This window comes from Pseudoxanthomonas sp. LjRoot125 (assembly GCF_964252705.1).
Taxonomy (GTDB): domain Bacteria; phylum Pseudomonadota; class Gammaproteobacteria; order Xanthomonadales; family Xanthomonadaceae; genus Pseudoxanthomonas_A.
The window spans coordinates 630,048-646,017 of sequence record NZ_CAXUOY020000001.1 but is presented as its reverse complement, the minus strand read 5'-3'; the positions used below and the strand labels follow the sequence as shown (position 1 = coordinate 646,017).

Sequence of the window (15,970 nt, the reverse complement as noted above, 5' to 3'; positions counted from 1 at the left end):
CACGCCCGGCGGGCTTAGCCCGCCGTGATCTGGATCAATCGGTCGATCAGACCGCCTGCAGGTTCGCGTAGGCCAGCACCAACCACTTGCTGCCCTCGCTGTCGAAGTTGACCTGCACGCGCGCATGCGCGCCGCTGCCTTCGTAGTCGGTCACCACACCATGGCCGAACTTGGCATGGGTGACCGTCTGGCCCAGCTTGAGCCCCGGCGTCTCCAGGCTGGCGTGGCCCGCGACTGCGCGGCTGGCGAATCCCGGCGCCGCGCGGCTGACCTGCACGCGCGGGCGCACTTCGCTCACCAGCGACGCGGGAATCTCGCGCAGGAACCGCGACGGGATGCCGTACATGTCCTGTCCGTGCAGGCGGCGTGCCTCGGCGAACGTCAACACGAGCTTCTGTCGAGCGCGGGTGATGCCGACGTACGCCAGGCGTCGCTCTTCTTCCAGCCGGCCGCTCTCGTCGAGCGAACGGTTGCTGGGAAACAAGCCCTCTTCCAGCCCGACCAGGAACACCAGCGGGAATTCCAGGCCCTTGGCCGAATGCAGCGTCATCAGCTGCACGCCGTCTTCGCCCGCCTCCACCTGGCCTTCGCCGGCCTCCAGCGCCGCGTAGGACAGGAAGGCCACCAGCTCGCTCATGCCTTCGGTGGTTTCGTCGTCGTCGATGCGGCGCACGAAACGCGACGCCACCGACACGAGTTCGTCCAGGTTCTCGGTGCGGGATTCGGAATCGAGCCCGCCGCGGCTCTCCTTCGCCCAATGCTCGCGCAGGCCCGAGCGCACCAGCACGTGGTTCACGCGCTCGGCGAGATCCATCTCCGCGGTCTCGCCCGCCAGTTGCTCGACCAGCGACAGGAACGCGGCCAACGCGTTGCGCGCGCGTCCGGCGAGTTCCGTGCCCTGCGTGGCCAGCATCGCCGCGCCCCACAGCGACACGCGCGCGCCGCGCGCCAGCCGGCGGACTTCATCCAGCGTGCGCTCGCCGATGCCGCGCGCCGGCGTGTTGACCGCGCGTTCGAACGCGGCGTCATCGGCGCGATTGGCGACGAGGCGCAAATAGGCGAGCGCGTCCTTGATTTCGGCGCGTTCGAAGAAACGCATGCCGCCGTAGACGCGGTACGGCAGCTGCTCCGACAGCAGCGCCTCTTCGAATGCGCGCGACTGCGCGTTGCTGCGATACAGGATGGCCGCATCGCCCAGGCTGCCGCCCTCGCGCACCCATTGGCGGATGCGCTCGACGACGAAACGCGCTTCGTCCATCTCGTTGTAGGCGGCGTACAGGTCGATCGGCTCGCCATCGCCCGTGTCCGTCCACAGCTGCTTGCCGATGCGCCCGGGGTTGTGCGCGATCACCGCGTTCGCCGCGCCCAGGATGTTGGCGCTGGAGCGGTAGTTCTGTTCCAGCCGGATCGTCTGCGCGCTGGGATAGTCGCGCAGGAACTGCTGCATGTTCTCGACTTTCGCGCCGCGCCAGCCGTAGATGCTCTGGTCGTCGTCGCCGACCACGAACACCTGGCCCGTGTCGCCCGCGAGCACGCGCACGAATGCGTACTGGATGGCATTGGTGTCCTGGAACTCGTCCACCAGGATCTGCCGGAACCGTGCGCGGTAATGCGCCAGCAGCGCCGGCGTATCGCGCAGTACTTCGTGGGCGCGCAGCAGCAGTTCCGCGAAATCCACCAACCCGGCGCGGTCGCAGCGCTCCTGGTAGGCGGCATAGACCTGCCGGCGCACGTCCAGCCAGTCATCGTTGGGCGCGGGCTGGAGGTGCTCGGGACGACGGCCTTCGTCCTTCTGCTCGTTGATCCACCAGGCGAGCTGCTTGGGCGGGTACTTGGCCTCGTCCAGCTCCATACCCTGCACCACGCGCTTGACCAGCCGCTGCTGATCGTCGCTGTCCAGCACCTGGAAGGTCTCCGGCAGCTTCGCTTCCTGCCAGTGCAGGCGCAGCAGGCGGTGCGCCAGGCCGTGGAAGGTGCCGATCCACATGCCGCGGCTGCCGGTACGCAGTTGCATGTCGGCGCGCGCGCGCATTTCGCCGGCGGCCTTGTTGGTGAAAGTCACCGCGAGGATGCCGTGCGCGGGTACGCCGTGCACTTCGTTCAGCCAGGCGATGCGATGCGTCAGCACGCGGGTCTTGCCGGAGCCGGCGCCGGCGAGGACGAGGTAATGGCCCGGCGGGGCGGAGACGGCCTCGCGCTGGGCCGGATTCAGGTGGTCGAGCAGGTGGGAGACATCCATCCGCCCATTTTACGGCCTGCGCCGCCCAAGGCCTGAGACGGCGTACGGCTCAAACGAGCTCGGCGACCTGCATCGAGACCTGTTTGCGGCCACCGTCGAGCCATTGGCTGCCCGCTTCGACGAAGCCGTGGCGGGCATGGAACAGGCGCGAGGGCTCGTTCGGCGGCACCACGTTGAACTCGCAGACGATGCGCGGGATGCCCTGTGCACGGGCGAAGGCGAACAGGTCGCCGTACAGCGCCGAGCCCAACCGCAGGCCCTGCACCGATGCGTCCACGACGATGCGGTCCACGTACAGGAAATCCGGGTAGCGTGCGGCGAACCAGGCGAAGTTGTCGTTGCGGTAATCCGCGCCGGCGCGCATCACCAGCAGGAAGGCCGCGACGCGGCCTTCGACGTCGGCGACGCGATGGTAGGCGGACAACGACGCCAGCACGCGCGTCCTGTCCGCGTCCATCGGGCTGGTGTGGCGGACTTCTGCCGCGTTCAGCGCGACGATGGCGGCGATGTCGCCCTCGTTGGCGTCGCGGAGCAGGGCCTCGGCCGCCACGGGGTCAGTGCGCAGCGTGCTTGGCGGGCGCGCCGTTGCTCATGATCCTGTCGGTATAGGCGATGCCGATCGCGGACAGGATGAAGGCGCCGTGGATGATGGTCTGCCACATCACCGCCGTGGTGGTGACCGACGTGCACTTGGCGGCGGCCATTGCATATCCCGCCTTCACCGCGTTTGCGACGGCATCGAGCGAGGCGAGGTGATCCGGCGAGCCGCACAGCGGCAGGCCCAGCTCACCGGCGCCGATGAAGGTCTTCAACAGGTGGACCGACGAAATGCCGATGATCGCCATCGCCAGCTTGACCTTCAGCACCGACGCGTTCACGTGGCTCAGCCATTCGGGCTGGTCCGGGTGTCCTTCCAGGCGCAGGCGCGACACGAAGGTCTCGTAGCCGCCGACGATCACCATGACCAGCAGGTTGGAGATCATCACCACGTCGATCAGACCGAGCACCAGCAGCATGATGCCCTGCTCGGTGAGGCTGTTCGCGTCCATCACCAGATGCTTGAGCTCCTTGAGGAACAGGAACACGTAGACACCCTGCGCGATGATCAGCCCCAGATACAGCGGCAGCTGCAACCAGCGTGAAGCGAAGATCAGGTTGGGCAGGAAGCCGAGACGGGCGTTGGTAGGTTGCGACATGGGCCGGGAACAGTGTTTTCCAAGGATGGCGCAGGGTAACGGCCGAATTTGACGCTGCCAAGTCCGCCGCCGCCGCTAGACTGCGGCTCTCCCCCGCGAGGAACCGACATGATCGATCTGTACTACTGGCCCACGCCCAACGGCCACAAGATCACGCTGATGCTGGAAGAACTGGCGGAGTCCGGCGCGAAGCTGGATTACCGCATCGTCCCGGTGAACATCGGCAAGGGCGACCAGTTCAAGCCGGACTACCTCGCGTTCTCGCCCAACAACAAGATGCCGGCGATCATCGATCACGCGCCCGCCGACGGTGGCGAGCCCATCAGCGTGTTCGAATCCGGCGCCATCCTGCTGTACCTGGCCAACAAGGCCGGGCGTTTCTTCGGCGCCGATACGCGACAGAAAGTGGCGGTGAACCAATGGTTGATGTGGCAGATGGGCGGCCTGGGGCCGATGACCGGACAGTACGGCCACTTCACCGTGTACGCACCGGAGAAAATCCCGTACGCCATCGACCGCTATACGCGCGAGGTGCAGCGCCTGCTCGGCGTGCTGGATACCCAGTTGGCGAAGCACGCCTACATCGCCGGCGACGACTACAGCATCGCCGACATGGCCACGCATCCGTGGATCAACGCCTACGACAAAGCGCCGCTGGACCTGACGCCCTATCCCGCCCTGCAGCGCTGGCACGCGGAGATCGCCGCGCGTCCTGCCGTGCAGCTCGCGTATGCGCTGAAGTCGCAGGTCAATCCGAACGCCGGCCAGCCGCTCAGCGACGAAGAGCGCAAGCACTTGTTTGGACAGGGCGCGCCGAAGGCCTGAGAACCGGCGCCGGGCGTTCGCGGCATAATCCGGGACTGACCGGCCCTGCCGCCCGAGAAGTCCCATGCGCCTTGCCCTGTTCGCCCTGATGACCGTCGCCACCGCCCTGCCTGCCCACGCCGAAAAGCTCACCCTGGAAGCCATCACCGGCAGCGCGCCGCTGTCGGGCCCCACGTTGACCAAGCCGCAGGTCGCGCCGGACGGCGCGCGGGTGACCTTCCTGCGCGGCAAGGACCGCGACCGCAACCGGCTGGACCTGTGGGAGTACGACGTCGCCAGCGGGCAGACGCGCCTGCTGGTGGATTCGTCGGTGGTGCTGCCGGGCGAGGAAGTGCTGAGCGACGAAGAGAAGGCGCGCCGCGAGCGCCAGCGCATCGCGGCGCTGTCCGGCATCGTCGATTACCAATGGTCGCCTGACGGCAAGGCGCTGCTGTTCCCGCTGGGTGGCGAGCTGTACCTCTACGACCTGTCGAAGACCGGCAAGACCGCGGTGCGCAAGCTTACGAACGGCGGCGGCTTCGCTACTGACCCCAAGATCTCGCCGAAAGGCGGCTTCGTCAGCTTCATCCGCGACCGCAACCTGTGGGTCATCGCCCTGGCCGACGGCAAGGAAGTGCAGCTGACCCGCGACGGCAGCGACACGATCGGCAACGGCGTGGCCGAGTTCGTCGCTGACGAGGAAATGGACCGCCACACCGGCTACTGGTGGGCGCCGGACGATTCGGCCATCGCCTTCGCCCGCATCGACGAAACCCCGGTTCCGGTGCAGAAGCGCTACGAGGTCTATCCCGATCGCACCGACGTGGTCGAGCAGCGTTACCCGGCCGCCGGCGACCACAACGTCCTGGTGCAGCTGGGCACGATCGCACCGAAGACCGGCGCGACACCGCGTTGGATCGACCTGGGCAAGAACCCCGATATCTATCTGGCCCGCGTGGACTGGCGCGACCCGCAACGCCTGACGTTCCAGCGCCAGTCGCGCGACCAGAAGCAGCTCGAGTTGATCGAAACCACGCTGGCGAACGGTGCGCAGCGCACGCTGGTGACCGAGACCTCGAAGACCTGGGTCCCCCTGCACAGCGACCTGCGCTTCCTGAAGGACGGGCGCTTCCTGTGGTCGTCGGAGCGCAGCGGATTCGAACACCTGTACGTCGCGTCGGAGGACGGCGCGAAGCTGACCGCGCTGACGCAGGGCGAGTGGGTCGTCGACGGTCTGCTCGCCCTCGATGAAGGCGCCGGTCTGGCCTACGTGGGCGGCACGCGCGACGGCGTCACCGAAACGCATGTCTACGCCGTGCCGCTGGCCGGCGGCGAACCGCGTCGGCTGACGCAGGCGCCCGGCATGCACGCCGCCGCATTCGCGCGCAACGCCAGCGTCTTCGTCGACAGCTGGTCCAGCGACACCATGCTGCCGCAGATCGAACTCTTCAAGGCTGATGGCACGAAGCTGGCGACGCTGCTCGCCAACGACGTGGCCGATGCTGGGCATCCCTATGCGAAGTACCGCGCCGCTCACCAGCCGACCACCTACGGCACGCTGATGGCGGCCGATGGCACCACGCCACTGCACTACAGCCTGGTCAAGCCGGCGGGCTTCGATGCGAAGAAGCAGTACCCCGTCGTGGTCTTCGTCTACGGCGGTCCCGCCGCGCAGACCGTCACCCGTGCCTGGCCCGGCCGCAGCGATGCGTTCTTCAACCAGTACCTCGCCCAGCAGGGCTACGTGGTGTTTTCGCTGGATAACCGCGGCACGCCGCGCCGCGGTGCGGCCTTCGGCGGCGCGCTGTACGGCAAGCAGGGCACGGTGGAAGTGGACGACCAGCTGCGCGGCGTCGAATGGCTGAAGTCGCAATCCTTCGTCGATCCCGCGCGCATCGGCGTGTACGGCTGGTCCAACGGCGGCTACATGACGCTGATGCTGCTGGCCAAGCAGGACGAGGCCTACGCCTGCGGCGTGGCGGGCGCGCCGGTCACCGACTGGGCGCTGTACGACACCCACTACACCGAGCGCTACATGGACCTGCCGAAGGCGAACGAAGCCGGTTACCGCGAAGCCAGTGTGTTCACCCACGTGGACGGCATCGGCGCCGGCAAGCTGCTGCTGATCCACGGCATGGCCGACGACAACGTGCTATTCACCAACTCCACCAAGCTGATGAGCGAGCTGCAGAAACGCGGTACGCCGTTCGAGCTGATGACGTATCCCGGCGCCAAGCATGGCCTGCGCGGCACCGACCTGCTGCACCGCTACCGGCTGACCGAGGACTTCCTTGGCCGCTGCCTGAAGCCGTAAGCGTTCAACGGGGAACGACCGGAGCCCGCGCATGCACTCGACGACCCCACCGCCCTCCACGTGGCTGGGCCGCAACTGGAAATGGTGCGTACCAGTGGTGGCCGCGCTGCTGCTGGCGCTGTTCGCGGCCTTCATCTTCGGCATCCTGGCGCTGGTCTTCGGCGCGATGAAATCCTCGGGGCCGTACCTGCATGCGATGCGGGAAGCGCAGGCCGACCCCGCGGTGAACGCGGCGCTCGGCACGCCGGTCCGGGCCGGTTGGCTGGTGCAGGGCAACTTCAGCAGCAACGGCCCCGACGGCGAAGCCAACCTGGCGATCCCACTGGAAGGCACGAAAGCCGACGGCACCCTGTACGTCGTGGCGAAGAAGCAGGCCGGCGAATGGCGCTACGAAACGCTGGCCGTCAACGTGGACGGCGGCGAGCGGATCGTGCTGGAGGGCGGCGAGGCCGACACCGCGCCCGCGCCTTGAAGAACGCGTCAAAAGCGGTCGGCGGGAGCATGCGATATCGCATCGTGCTAGCGCTGCTGGCCTGCACGCTGCCTGCCATCGTCCACGCGCAGGAAGCCCGACCGTCGGATGCACGCGAAGGTACGCGTGCCTGGCTGCAACCCCTGCTCGTCCGCTCGCCCTACAAGCTGTCGAGCGCCGCGCGGCATGGCGTCATCGAGTATCGATTTCGCGTCGATGGCATGGCGTGGCCGTGGCCCAGCACGCACGAACAAAAGGTGGCCGCCGCCAGCGACGCCATGCTGTTGCGCATCTGCCGGGATTGTGGGGAAGAATCTCCACCCGACGCGGACGCGTTGGACCGATACAGCCGAAGCAATGCGTATGTGAACAGCGAGAACGCCTCCGTCAGAGCGTTCGCGAGAACCCATTCCCGCGGCCGAAGCACTCACCTGCGCATGCGGTCTCTCGCGAACGCAGTTCGTGAGCACATGACCGGGCGCATATCCTTTGGCGAGTACATGAGCGCCAGCGAGGCGCTGGCCGCACGGTCCGGGGATTGCACCGAAAGTGCGGTGCTGTTGGCAGCCGCCGCGCGTGCACGCGGGATTCCCGCCCGGGTGGCCTCCGGCATCGCGTATTCCAGCCGATTCACCGGACAGGCACATGTCTTCAGTCCGCACATGTGGGTACAGGCGTGGGATGGTCAGCGATGGACCAGCTACGACGCCGGCTTGGGCGAATTCGATGCCGGCCACATCGCGCTCCACGTGGGCGATGGCGACCCGGCCGGCATGCCTCCTTTGCTGGAAGGCATCCGCAAACTGCGCATCCTGGATGCTTACGCGCCGGTGTCTTCGGAGGGTGCGGGCGCGGCCGGCCGCGCCGTCCCTTCGGCGCGCGCTTCGAACGAACCTTCCACGTGACGCTGCGGCAGGTCCGGCAGGCCCGAGTCATCGATCCACTCGGCGTTGCCGGGTTCGCTGATACCGCCCACCATCACGAGCATCAGTAGCGGATTGGCCTCGTCGGGCGCATCCGCAACGGTGGCGACCGTGTCGCCTTGCCCTTGCTCGGCATCCGGCGATCCGGCCAATGCAGGTGCGGCAGCAAGCAACGCGGCGACCGCAAGCCCGGCCAGCGCGGGGCGCGGGAGACGGTAGGACACGCAGACCGGACCGGTTGCCTGCTTCATCCATGCGGCTCGCTGAGCCTCATCCATGTCATCCAGGCGCTGGACCGACTTGCCGCACCGACCGCAGAAACCCGCGATGCAGCGCTGCTGTTCTTCCGGTAACGGGCAGGCGCTCTCGATCCTTGGGAACTTCGCCACGGTCGTCCCCTCAGCGCTTCGGCGCCGGTTCCGGCACCACGATGGACGGATCCACCGGCGTGCCAGGCGGCACGTAGATCGCCACGCCTGCGGCCTGCTTCTGGGTGGTCGGGATGCCCATGCTCAAGCCGCCGCCCGAGTGGCGGCCGTAGCTGCCGGCGCCCACCGACATGCCCACCGGCGAGCCGCTCGAACCTACGCCCAGCAGGACGACACCGTTGGCGCCGAGGGCGGCGGCTTCGCGCTTCAGGCGCGCCACCGCGGCATCGGTCTGGCCCTGGGTGCCGAAGCCGACCGCGCTCTTGGATTCGAGCTGGGCGATTTCCAGCGCACCTGCGGGCGGTGTGCGGTAGATCTGCACCTGCGCCGGATCGATCGGCGCACGCGCCTGGCCCAGCATGACCTTGGAGCTGCCGGCACACCCGGCGAGGAGCAGGACGGCGAACGCGATGGGGACGATGCGGAACGACATGGCGGCTTCTCCCGGTGGCCTTGCGGCGATCTTCCGCCGCACCGGCTGAATACTGGCATATCCCGTCATCGGGCGGCGTCACGGGGCGACGGGTTATCATTTCACCCTGACCATGCGCCTGTTTTCCGCACGATGAGCTCCGCTCCCGACCTCCCGCCCGCGCCGCAGCGGCTGGCGGTCGACTACATCCACGCCCCGACGCCGCAGGCGCTGCTCGGCATGCCCGAGACGCTGGCCGTGTTCGGCTTCGGCACCCTGGCCCCCTCGTCGGCCGCCATCGACGATGCCCGCTACCTGCACGTGCCGCTGTCGCCCCTGCGCGAAGCCGCTGCGCCCTACGAGGTGTGGCGCTCGGCCGGACCGGTGGCGACGGGACGCGAAGGCGCGATCCGCTACAGCCACGACGGCGCGCTGATGTTCGGCGTCATGGAGTGGGAGGAACCCGAGGGCGGCATCCTGCATGCCAGCGCGCATGCCTACGCGGCCATGGTGGCGTTCTGGCGCGACTGCGGTTATCCGCACCTGCTGCGCATCTGGAATTACTTCGACGCGATCACCCTGGGCGAAGGCGACACCGAGCGCTACCGGCAGTTCTGCGTCGGCCGCGTGCAGGGACTGGGCGACGTGGACACGCGCACGCTGCCCGCGGCGACGGCCATCGGCAGCCGCGACGGACGGCGCGTGCTGCAGGTGTACTGGCTGGCCGCGCGCGAACCCGGCCTGCCACTGGAAAATCCGCGCCAGGTCAGCGCCTATCGCTATCCGCGCGAATACGGCCCGCAGTCGCCGAGTTTCGCGCGCGCGCTGCTGCCGCCTTCACCGCAGGTGCCCCTGCTGCTGTCGGGCACGGCGAGCATCGTCGGGCATGCGTCGCAGCATGCCGATTCGCTGCGCGCCCAGCTGGACGAAACGCTGACCAACCTCGACAGCCTGCTGGGCGCGGCGCGCGAGCGCGCACCGACGCTGTCGCCGCACCTCGACGGCACTTCGCGACTCAAGGTCTACGTGCGCGACGCCGCGGACGCCGACGCTGTCGCCGCACAACTGGAAGCGCGGCTGGGCACACGCGTACCGTGGTTGATGCTGCATGCGGACGTCTGCCGCCGCGAACTGCTGGTCGAAATCGAAGGCATGCACGGCGTCGGCGCTTGAAGCGCCACGGCAGCATCCGCATAGTGCGGGCATGAGGCGCCGCGTCGCGGGCCATGTCGGAAGGACGCATCGATGGGACTGATCAGCCTGCTGTGGGGCATCGTGGCGATGCTGTGGATGGTGCTGGCGCTGATTCCGCTGCTCGGCTGGGGCAACTGGTTCCTGATCCCCTTCGCCGCCGTCGGCGCGATCATCGCGGCGGTCGGCATCCTGTTCACGCGGACCGAGAATCGCGGTCGCGCCAAGGCCGGGCTGGTACTCAACGGCATCGTCATCATCGTGGGCATCGTCCGCCTGTCGTTGGGCGGCGGCGTCATCTGACGCCCCGCCAGACACAGCGTTCCGCGCTGCGACCGCCGGTCGCAGGCCGCGCCCGGCCCTGCAGGCGTATCATGCGCCGCTCTGCCAGGAGCCCGTGATGGCCTACCCCTACACCCGCCCGCGCCGCATGCGCCGCGACGAGTTCTCCCGCCGCCTGATGCGCGAGAACGTGCTGACCACCAACGACCTGATCTATCCCGTGTTCGTGCACGAGGAGAAAGGCCGGGTGCCGGTGGCGTCGATGCCGGGCGTCGAGCGGCTGTCCATCGACGAACTGCTGCGCGTGGGCGAAGAAGCGCTGGAACTGGGCGTGCCCGTGCTGGACCTGTTCGGCGTGCCGGACCCGGCGGCCAAGACCGCCGACGGCCGCATCGCGTGGGACGAGGACGGCATCATCCCGCGCGCGATCCGCGCGCTGAAGGCACGCTTCCCCGAACTCGGCGTGATGACCGACCAGGCACTGGACCCGTACACGACGCATGGCCAGGACGGGCTGATCGACGACACCGGCTACATCCTCAACGACGAGACGATCGAGGCGCTGGTGAAACAGTCCCTCGCGCACGCCGCCGCCGGCGTGGACATCCTCTCGCCCAGCGACATGATGGATGGCCGCATCGGCGCGATCCGCGAAGCGCTGGAGAAGGCCGGCTACATCAACACCCGCATCATGTCGTACGCCGCCAAGTACGCCAGCGCGTTCTATGGCCCGTTCCGCAGCGCGGTGGGCAGCGCCGGCAACCTGGGCAAGGGCAACAAGTTCACCTACCAGATGGACCCGGCCAACTCGAACGAAGCGCTGCAAGAGATCGCGCTGGACCTGGACGAGGGCGCGGACATGGTGATGGTCAAGCCGGGCCTGCCGTACCTGGACGTGATCCGCCGGGTGAAGGACGAATTCGGCGTGCCGACGTTCGCGTACCAGGTCAGCGGCGAGTACGCGATGATCAAGGCCGCCGCCGCGAACGGCTGGCTGGACGAGAAGGCGTGCGCGCTGGAAGCCCTGACCGCGTTCAAGCGCGCGGGCGCCGACGGCGTGCTGACCTACTTCGCGCTGGATGCGGCGCGCTGGCTGCGTGGCGGCTGACAGGACCGAGCCCGATGCCTGCGTCGGGCTCGCCAGGACGCAACACGTGTACGTCTGCCGCCTCCACGCGCGGTAGACTGCGGGCGAACGCGGTGGCGACCCGGCTGTGTTCCCGGGACGTCCCTGCTCCGACATCACTTCACGACGGGGTCCTGCGCCATGTCCAGCCATCGCTACGCCGTATTCGGCCACCCCGTCGCCCATTCGCTATCGCCCCGCATCCACACGGCGTTCGCGCGCCAGGTCGGCATCGCACTGGAATACACGGCGATCGACACCGCACCGCACGACTTCGTCGCCACGCTGGACCGGTTCGCCGGTGACGGCGGCGCGGGTGCCAACGTCACGCTCCCATTGAAGGAAGCCGCGTTCGCGATCTGTGCGCAGGCGACCGACCGCGCAAGGCGCGCCGGTGCGGTCAACACACTGACACGCAACGACGGGCAATGGCATGGCGACAATACCGATGGCGCCGGCTTGGTGCGCGACCTGACCGGCCGCCATGGCCTGGATCTGCGCGCGCGACGCGCGGTGATGATCGGCGCGGGTGGTGCGGCGCGCGGCGTGGCGCCGGCCCTGCTGGATGCCGGCGTCAGCGAGCTGATCATCGTCAACCGCACGCCGGAGCGCGCCGACGCGCTCGCCGACGCCCTGGGTGAACCGGACCGCGCGCACTCGCGCTACTGGGACGACCTGCGCAATCTCGGCGACTTCTCGCTGATCATCAATGCGACCTCGGCCGCACGCCAGGACCAGGGCGAATTCACTCTGCCCTTCGGCCTGGCCACACCGCGCACGCTGGCGGTGGATCTCAACTACGGCGAAGCGGCGATCCCCTTCCTCGCCTGGGCGCGCGCCGCCGGCTGCCACGACGCCGTCGATGGCCTAGGCATGCTGGTCGAACAGGCCGCCGAGGCCTTCGAGCACTGGCACGGCGTACGTCCGGAGACCGACGCGGTCTACGCCGCGCTGCGCGACAGGGACAAGGTGCTGGTGACGGCGGATTGAAAGCGCACCTGCGTTACCCTGCAAGCCATCACGAACGGAGTAACGCATGGACGGCTTCCTCACCCAACTGCTGACGATGCTGGGCTACCAGCTTCCCGAACTGCTGGCCTGCGTGGCGGGCGTTGCGATGTTGCTGATGTGGGCGCCCGCCGCACCGGGACGCACGCTGGCGCTGGCGGGCACGGGACTGATGCTGGCGGCGACCCTGCTGCGGGGCGCGATGAGCGTCTGGCAAGCCTGGCTGATCCACAGCGCCGCCGACGGCTACAGCGCGATCAGCGGCATGATGTCGCTGTTCGGCGCGGTCGGCATGCTGCTTGGCGTGGTTTACGCAGCGGGCCTGGTGATGCTGGCCTGGGGCGCCAGCAAGGCGATGCAGGCGGCCCGCACAGCCGCCTAGGCGATAAGCGCATACCCGCGGCGCGAATCGGAATAGCTGGGCGACCCGCGGGACGGCTAGCATCGCCGCATGATCCGACGATGGTTGATCCTCCTTTTCTGTCTGGCCGCCCTGCTGCCGGGCGTCGCCTGGGCGCAGGGCCAGTTCAAGGTGCTGGTGGTCGCCATTCCCAACCGCTACCACCACGACTACGCCGTGGTCGCCAAGCCGCAGTTCGAGCGGATGGCGCAGGTGCATGGGTTCGACCTGACCTGGTCCTGGAACAGCACACCGTTCGACGGCGACCTGTCTCCGTATGCTGCCATCGTGCTGCTCAACACGCGCGGCGATGAGCTGAAAGGCACGCAGCGCGACAAACTTGAAGCCTACGTCCGCGCTGGCGGTGGCGTGATGGCAGTGCATCGTGCGTTGATCTTCAATCCGCCAGGCGAGTGGCCTTGGTTCGAACGCCTGATCGGCCGCACGTTCCGCATCCACCCGATGGTGCAGACGGCCACCGTACGGGTGGAAGATCCTGCGTTTCCCGCGGCATTCGGCCTGCCGGCGCGCTGGGTGTGGACGGACGAGTGGTACGAGTTCAACGCGCCCGTCACCCGTGGCCTGCGCACCGTGCTCAGCGTGGACGAACGCACGTACGACCCCACGCGCATCTGGCCAGGGCAGACAGCGAACGGCATGGGCGAGCAGCATCCGGTGGCGTGGTACCACACGTACGACGGCGGGCGCGTGTTCGTCACTGCGCTGGGCCACACGCCTGCGCTGTACGACGAGCCGCTCTATCTTGCGCACCTGTACGGCGGCCTGTGGTGGGTCGCGACCGGCAAGGGCATCGCGACCGCACGCTGACGCGTCAGTCGGTCGCCTGCGTGGCGCACAGCTGCAGCCGGGCGCAGAGAAAGGCCAGGTGCGCCTGTGGCGTGTCCGCGCCATCGTAGGGCAGCACCGTCCAGCGCTCGCGCGCCTGCATGGCCTCGCCTGGCGCGAGCGTGCGGTACGGCGCATGCACTTCCATCTCCAGCAGGCCGGCGGCGATATCGGCGCCGTGGTCGAGATAGAGCTCGACCTGCCCTTGCTCGGGATGGATCGCTGCACGCGGCTGGTGATCGAAACGGATGACGAACGCCTGCCCCTGCGCGAAGCCGGCCATCCAGCCCGCCGCCGGCTGCAGGAACACCTTGCCGCGTCGAGTTTTCGCGCTTTCCGCCGGCAGGAACGCGAACATACCGTCCACGACGTTCCACGCAGGCGCCTGACCTTGTGCCGCGTCGATGCGCACATCGCGTGGGTGGGCGACCGGCACGTACACACGCGTGGCGGCCGAGGTACGCGTGTTGAACCACAGATCGCGCGCGATCGGGCGCTCGCGGATGTTGCGCGCCAGCGCGGTTACCTCGAGGGTGGCGGGGTCCGCAGGATCGAAGGCGAATGACTTCAGCAGCCGCACGCCGGTGACCGGACTGTCCACGCCTTCCAGCACCAGCCGGTCCGGTGTACGTGCCACCACGCGTGTCTGCGCGAATGCCAGGTACGGGTCCGGTGGCCACACGGCTTTCGCGTCGCGACGCGCGGCGTTGGCGTGTTGGTCGGACCACCAGCCGCTCTGCGGCCCCAGCCACACATCGTGGCCCAAGTAGCCGATGTCGTCGGCCATCGCCGACACATCCGGGGTCGGTTGGGATGCGACCGGTTCGCCGATCTTGATCAGGTTCGGATGGCCGATCCGACCGAACGCCAGCACACGACCGCCGAGGGCAGGCGTGATCTCGGCCGCCGCCTCGCGCGATTGCAGGCGGATGCGCTCGACTTCACCAGCCCGCGCGTTGAAGGCTTCCAGGCACAGGGCCAGCACCACGGCGAGGGTCGCGTGCGTCCGCATACGCGGCACTACAGCACGCCGTCCCGCTTCACCGCCAGATAGCGCTCCACCAGCGCACCCGGGAGCTCGTCGGTGGTCACGTCCAGCACCATCACGCGATGGCTGCGCAAGGCTTCATGCGCCGCCGTGCGCTGTTCCAGGTAGCGGGCGACGGCACCAGCATGGATCGCGCCCTGCAAGTCGCGCACGTCATGGCCGAGCGCGTCGTCCAATGAGGTTTCGCGCAGGCTGGCCACGCAGACCAGGTGCCGACGCTGCAGCAAGCGCACGGCCGCCAGCAGATCCTCGATGTCCTCGTCGCGCACGTTGGTCACCAGCATCACCAGCGCGCGACGACGCTGGCGCAAGCTCAGCTCGGTTGCGGCGGCAAGGTAATCCGTGGCGACGGCACGCGGCTGCAGGTCGTAGCTCGCGCGCAACAGCGTGTCGATGGCGCCCATGCCCCGCTGCGGCGCCACCCAACGACGGTCGCCACCGGCGGCGAGCAGGCCCACGCCATCGCCCTGCCGCAGCGCCAGATAGGACACCACCAGCGAGGCGTTGAGCACATGGTCGAAATGGCCCAGCGCATCCTCGCGCGCCATCATGCGGCGGCCCGTATCGATCAGCATCACCAACTGCTGGTTCTTCTCGTCCTGGTATTCGCGCGAGATCAGCTTGCGCGAACGTGCGGTGGCCTTCCAGTCGACCTGGCGAAGGCTGTCGCCGACGCGGTACTCACGCATCTGGTGGAAGTCGGTCCCCTCGCCGCGCCGACGCTTGAGGTGGGCACCCACCAGGCGCGACGCCTGTTCGGCGCTGAACAGTGCGAAGCGCGTCAGCGGCGCGAAGTTCGGATACACCCGCACGCGCTGCGGCGCACCGGCTACGCGCGTGTGCCGCCACATCCACAGCAGGGAGCGCAGCCGCAGCATCACGCCATCGAACGCGGCATCGCCGCGCGCATTCGGCTGCAGGCGATAGGTGATGCGCGTGGCCGACAGTGGTGCCAGGGTCAGGCGGCGCGGCAAGCCCGACGACGGCCATCCGCCGGGATGCAGGTCGAACACGTCAACCCGCTGCCGTACATGCGACTCCAACTGAAGCCCCACCTCACGCTCGATGCCGAGCGGCAGCGCCTCGGGGACCTCGCGCACCACCTGGGGCGTGGGCCGACCGTGCAACCGCCATGCGTCGAATGCGGCCAGCACCGCGATGACCGCGCCGGCCACCTGCCATTGCCACAGCGGCCAGCCGAGGAACGGCACGGCGAGCCCGGCCAGTCCCCAACCGGCCAGCAGCAGGATCAGGAGCGGCGCGGGCCTCACGCGCGTGGCC

At 68.4% G+C, this 15,970-nt stretch carries 17 protein-coding genes; 10 read left to right on the top strand and 7 right to left on the bottom strand.

Translation table 11 applies throughout. The features are described from left to right. Positions 1 to 46: 46 nt before the first annotated feature. The 3 genes from uvrD to ACSION_RS02830 are packed head-to-tail and all read right to left on the bottom strand — an operon-like array spanning position 47 to position 3,435. Positions 47 to 2,239 (bottom strand): DNA helicase II, encoded by a 2,193-nt coding sequence (gene uvrD / locus ACSION_RS02840; protein WP_435304755.1) that lies wholly within the window; start codon positions 2,237 to 2,239, stop codon positions 47 to 49. 49 nt (positions 2,240 to 2,288) lie between these two features. Further along, positions 2,289 to 2,789 carry a GNAT family N-acetyltransferase gene (locus ACSION_RS02835; RefSeq protein WP_435304754.1) on the bottom strand — a complete coding sequence of 167 codons (501 nt, stop codon included), beginning with the start codon at positions 2,787 to 2,789 and terminating at the stop codon, positions 2,289 to 2,291. Between the two features lie 4 nt (positions 2,790 to 2,793). Next, positions 2,794 to 3,435 carry a TIGR00645 family protein gene (locus ACSION_RS02830; protein ID WP_435304753.1) on the bottom strand — a complete coding sequence of 214 codons (642 nt, stop codon included), beginning with the start codon at positions 3,433 to 3,435 and terminating at the stop codon, positions 2,794 to 2,796. Between the two features lie 108 nt (positions 3,436 to 3,543). On the opposite strand from ACSION_RS02830, the gene ACSION_RS02825 reads away from it, so the two are divergent. From ACSION_RS02825 to ACSION_RS02810, 4 genes are all read left to right on the top strand, one after another. Next, the gene (locus ACSION_RS02825) at positions 3,544 to 4,260 is read left to right on the top strand and encodes a glutathione binding-like protein (RefSeq protein WP_435304752.1); all 717 of its coding nucleotides are present in this window, start codon (positions 3,544 to 3,546) and stop codon (positions 4,258 to 4,260) included. Positions 4,261 to 4,324: 64 nt separating this feature from the next. Further along, complete coding sequence (locus ACSION_RS02820) at positions 4,325 to 6,553, top strand: DPP IV N-terminal domain-containing protein (protein ID WP_435304751.1); 2,229 nt, start codon at positions 4,325 to 4,327, stop codon at positions 6,551 to 6,553. Positions 6,554 to 6,584: 31 nt separating this feature from the next. Next, on the top strand, positions 6,585 to 7,025 hold the full coding sequence (locus ACSION_RS02815; RefSeq protein ID WP_435304750.1) for a cytochrome c oxidase assembly factor Coa1 family protein: 441 nt from the start codon (positions 6,585 to 6,587) through the stop codon (positions 7,023 to 7,025). Positions 7,026 to 7,054: 29 nt separating this feature from the next. Beyond that, positions 7,055 to 7,930, top strand: coding sequence for a transglutaminase-like domain-containing protein (locus tag ACSION_RS02810; protein ID WP_435304749.1), 876 nt, complete (start codon positions 7,055 to 7,057; stop codon positions 7,928 to 7,930). Here ACSION_RS02810 and ACSION_RS02805 read toward each other — a convergent pair. Together ACSION_RS02805 and ACSION_RS02800 are read right to left on the bottom strand one after the other, a co-directional pair. Next, positions 7,846 to 8,337, bottom strand: coding sequence for a hypothetical protein (locus ACSION_RS02805; RefSeq protein WP_435304748.1), 492 nt, complete (start codon positions 8,335 to 8,337; stop codon positions 7,846 to 7,848). The two genes, ACSION_RS02810 and ACSION_RS02805, sit on opposite strands and share 85 nt — an antisense overlap. A 10-nt stretch (positions 8,338 to 8,347) precedes the next feature. Continuing rightward, positions 8,348 to 8,809, bottom strand: coding sequence for a hypothetical protein (locus tag ACSION_RS02800; protein ID WP_435304747.1), 462 nt, complete (start codon positions 8,807 to 8,809; stop codon positions 8,348 to 8,350). 132 nt (positions 8,810 to 8,941) lie between these two features. On the opposite strand from ACSION_RS02800, the gene ACSION_RS02795 reads away from it, so the two are divergent. The 6 genes from ACSION_RS02795 to ACSION_RS02770 all read left to right on the top strand — a co-directional run bounded on the left by ACSION_RS02795 (position 8,942) and on the right by ACSION_RS02770 (position 13,623). Beyond that, on the top strand, positions 8,942 to 9,961 hold the full coding sequence (locus tag ACSION_RS02795; RefSeq protein WP_435304746.1) for a pteridine-dependent deoxygenase: 1,020 nt from the start codon (positions 8,942 to 8,944) through the stop codon (positions 9,959 to 9,961). Between the two features lie 72 nt (positions 9,962 to 10,033). Continuing rightward, entirely contained in the window at positions 10,034 to 10,282 is a 249-nt protein-coding gene (locus tag ACSION_RS02790; RefSeq protein ID WP_435304745.1) for a hypothetical protein, read from the top strand. Between the two features lie 97 nt (positions 10,283 to 10,379). Further along, entirely contained in the window at positions 10,380 to 11,369 is a 990-nt protein-coding gene (gene hemB, locus ACSION_RS02785; protein ID WP_435304744.1) for a porphobilinogen synthase, read from the top strand. A 159-nt stretch (positions 11,370 to 11,528) separates the two neighbouring features. Beyond that, complete coding sequence (gene aroE, locus ACSION_RS02780; RefSeq protein WP_435304743.1) at positions 11,529 to 12,377, top strand: shikimate dehydrogenase; 849 nt, start codon at positions 11,529 to 11,531, stop codon at positions 12,375 to 12,377. A 46-nt stretch (positions 12,378 to 12,423) separates the two neighbouring features. Further along, a complete protein-coding gene (locus tag ACSION_RS02775; RefSeq protein ID WP_435304742.1) occupies positions 12,424 to 12,777 on the top strand; it encodes a hypothetical protein in 354 nt (117 codons plus the stop codon). A gap of 69 nt (positions 12,778 to 12,846) precedes the next feature. After that, a complete protein-coding gene (locus ACSION_RS02770) occupies positions 12,847 to 13,623 on the top strand; it encodes a ThuA domain-containing protein (RefSeq protein WP_435304741.1) in 777 nt (258 codons plus the stop codon). Between the two features lie 4 nt (positions 13,624 to 13,627). Here ACSION_RS02770 and ACSION_RS02765 read toward each other — a convergent pair whose 3' ends face one another. Further along, entirely contained in the window at positions 13,628 to 14,653 is a 1,026-nt protein-coding gene (locus ACSION_RS02765; protein WP_435304740.1) for a DUF4380 domain-containing protein, read from the bottom strand. An 8-nt stretch (positions 14,654 to 14,661) separates the two neighbouring features. Further along, complete coding sequence (locus ACSION_RS02760) at positions 14,662 to 15,960, bottom strand: DUF58 domain-containing protein (protein ID WP_435304739.1); 1,299 nt, start codon at positions 15,958 to 15,960, stop codon at positions 14,662 to 14,664. Positions 15,961 to 15,970: the final 10 nt, after the last annotated feature.

Excerpts from the sequence above, each read along its gene's own strand:
- ACSION_RS02770 (WP_435304741.1), top strand. The coding sequence starts at position 12,847 with ATGATCCGACGATGGTTGATCCTCCTTTTCTGTCTGGCCGCCCTGCTG.
- ACSION_RS02800 (WP_435304747.1), bottom strand. The coding sequence starts at position 8,809 with ATGTCGTTCCGCATCGTCCCCATCGCGTTCGCCGTCCTGCTCCTCGCC.
- aroE (WP_435304743.1), top strand. The coding sequence starts at position 11,529 with ATGTCCAGCCATCGCTACGCCGTATTCGGCCACCCCGTCGCCCATTCG.
- ACSION_RS02810 (WP_435304749.1), top strand. The coding sequence starts at position 7,055 with ATGCGATATCGCATCGTGCTAGCGCTGCTGGCCTGCACGCTGCCTGCC.
- ACSION_RS02830 (WP_435304753.1), bottom strand. The coding sequence starts at position 3,435 with ATGTCGCAACCTACCAACGCCCGTCTCGGCTTCCTGCCCAACCTGATC.
- hemB (WP_435304744.1), top strand. The coding sequence starts at position 10,380 with ATGGCCTACCCCTACACCCGCCCGCGCCGCATGCGCCGCGACGAGTTC.
- ACSION_RS02820 (WP_435304751.1), top strand. The coding sequence starts at position 4,325 with ATGCGCCTTGCCCTGTTCGCCCTGATGACCGTCGCCACCGCCCTGCCT.
- ACSION_RS02765 (WP_435304740.1), bottom strand. The coding sequence starts at position 14,653 with ATGCGGACGCACGCGACCCTCGCCGTGGTGCTGGCCCTGTGCCTGGAA.
- ACSION_RS02825 (WP_435304752.1), top strand. The coding sequence starts at position 3,544 with ATGATCGATCTGTACTACTGGCCCACGCCCAACGGCCACAAGATCACG.
- ACSION_RS02790 (WP_435304745.1), top strand. The coding sequence starts at position 10,034 with ATGGGACTGATCAGCCTGCTGTGGGGCATCGTGGCGATGCTGTGGATG.
- ACSION_RS02815 (WP_435304750.1), top strand. The coding sequence starts at position 6,585 with ATGCACTCGACGACCCCACCGCCCTCCACGTGGCTGGGCCGCAACTGG.
- uvrD (WP_435304755.1), bottom strand. The coding sequence starts at position 2,239 with ATGGATGTCTCCCACCTGCTCGACCACCTGAATCCGGCCCAGCGCGAG.
- ACSION_RS02775 (WP_435304742.1), top strand. The coding sequence starts at position 12,424 with ATGGACGGCTTCCTCACCCAACTGCTGACGATGCTGGGCTACCAGCTT.
- ACSION_RS02795 (WP_435304746.1), top strand. The coding sequence starts at position 8,942 with ATGAGCTCCGCTCCCGACCTCCCGCCCGCGCCGCAGCGGCTGGCGGTC.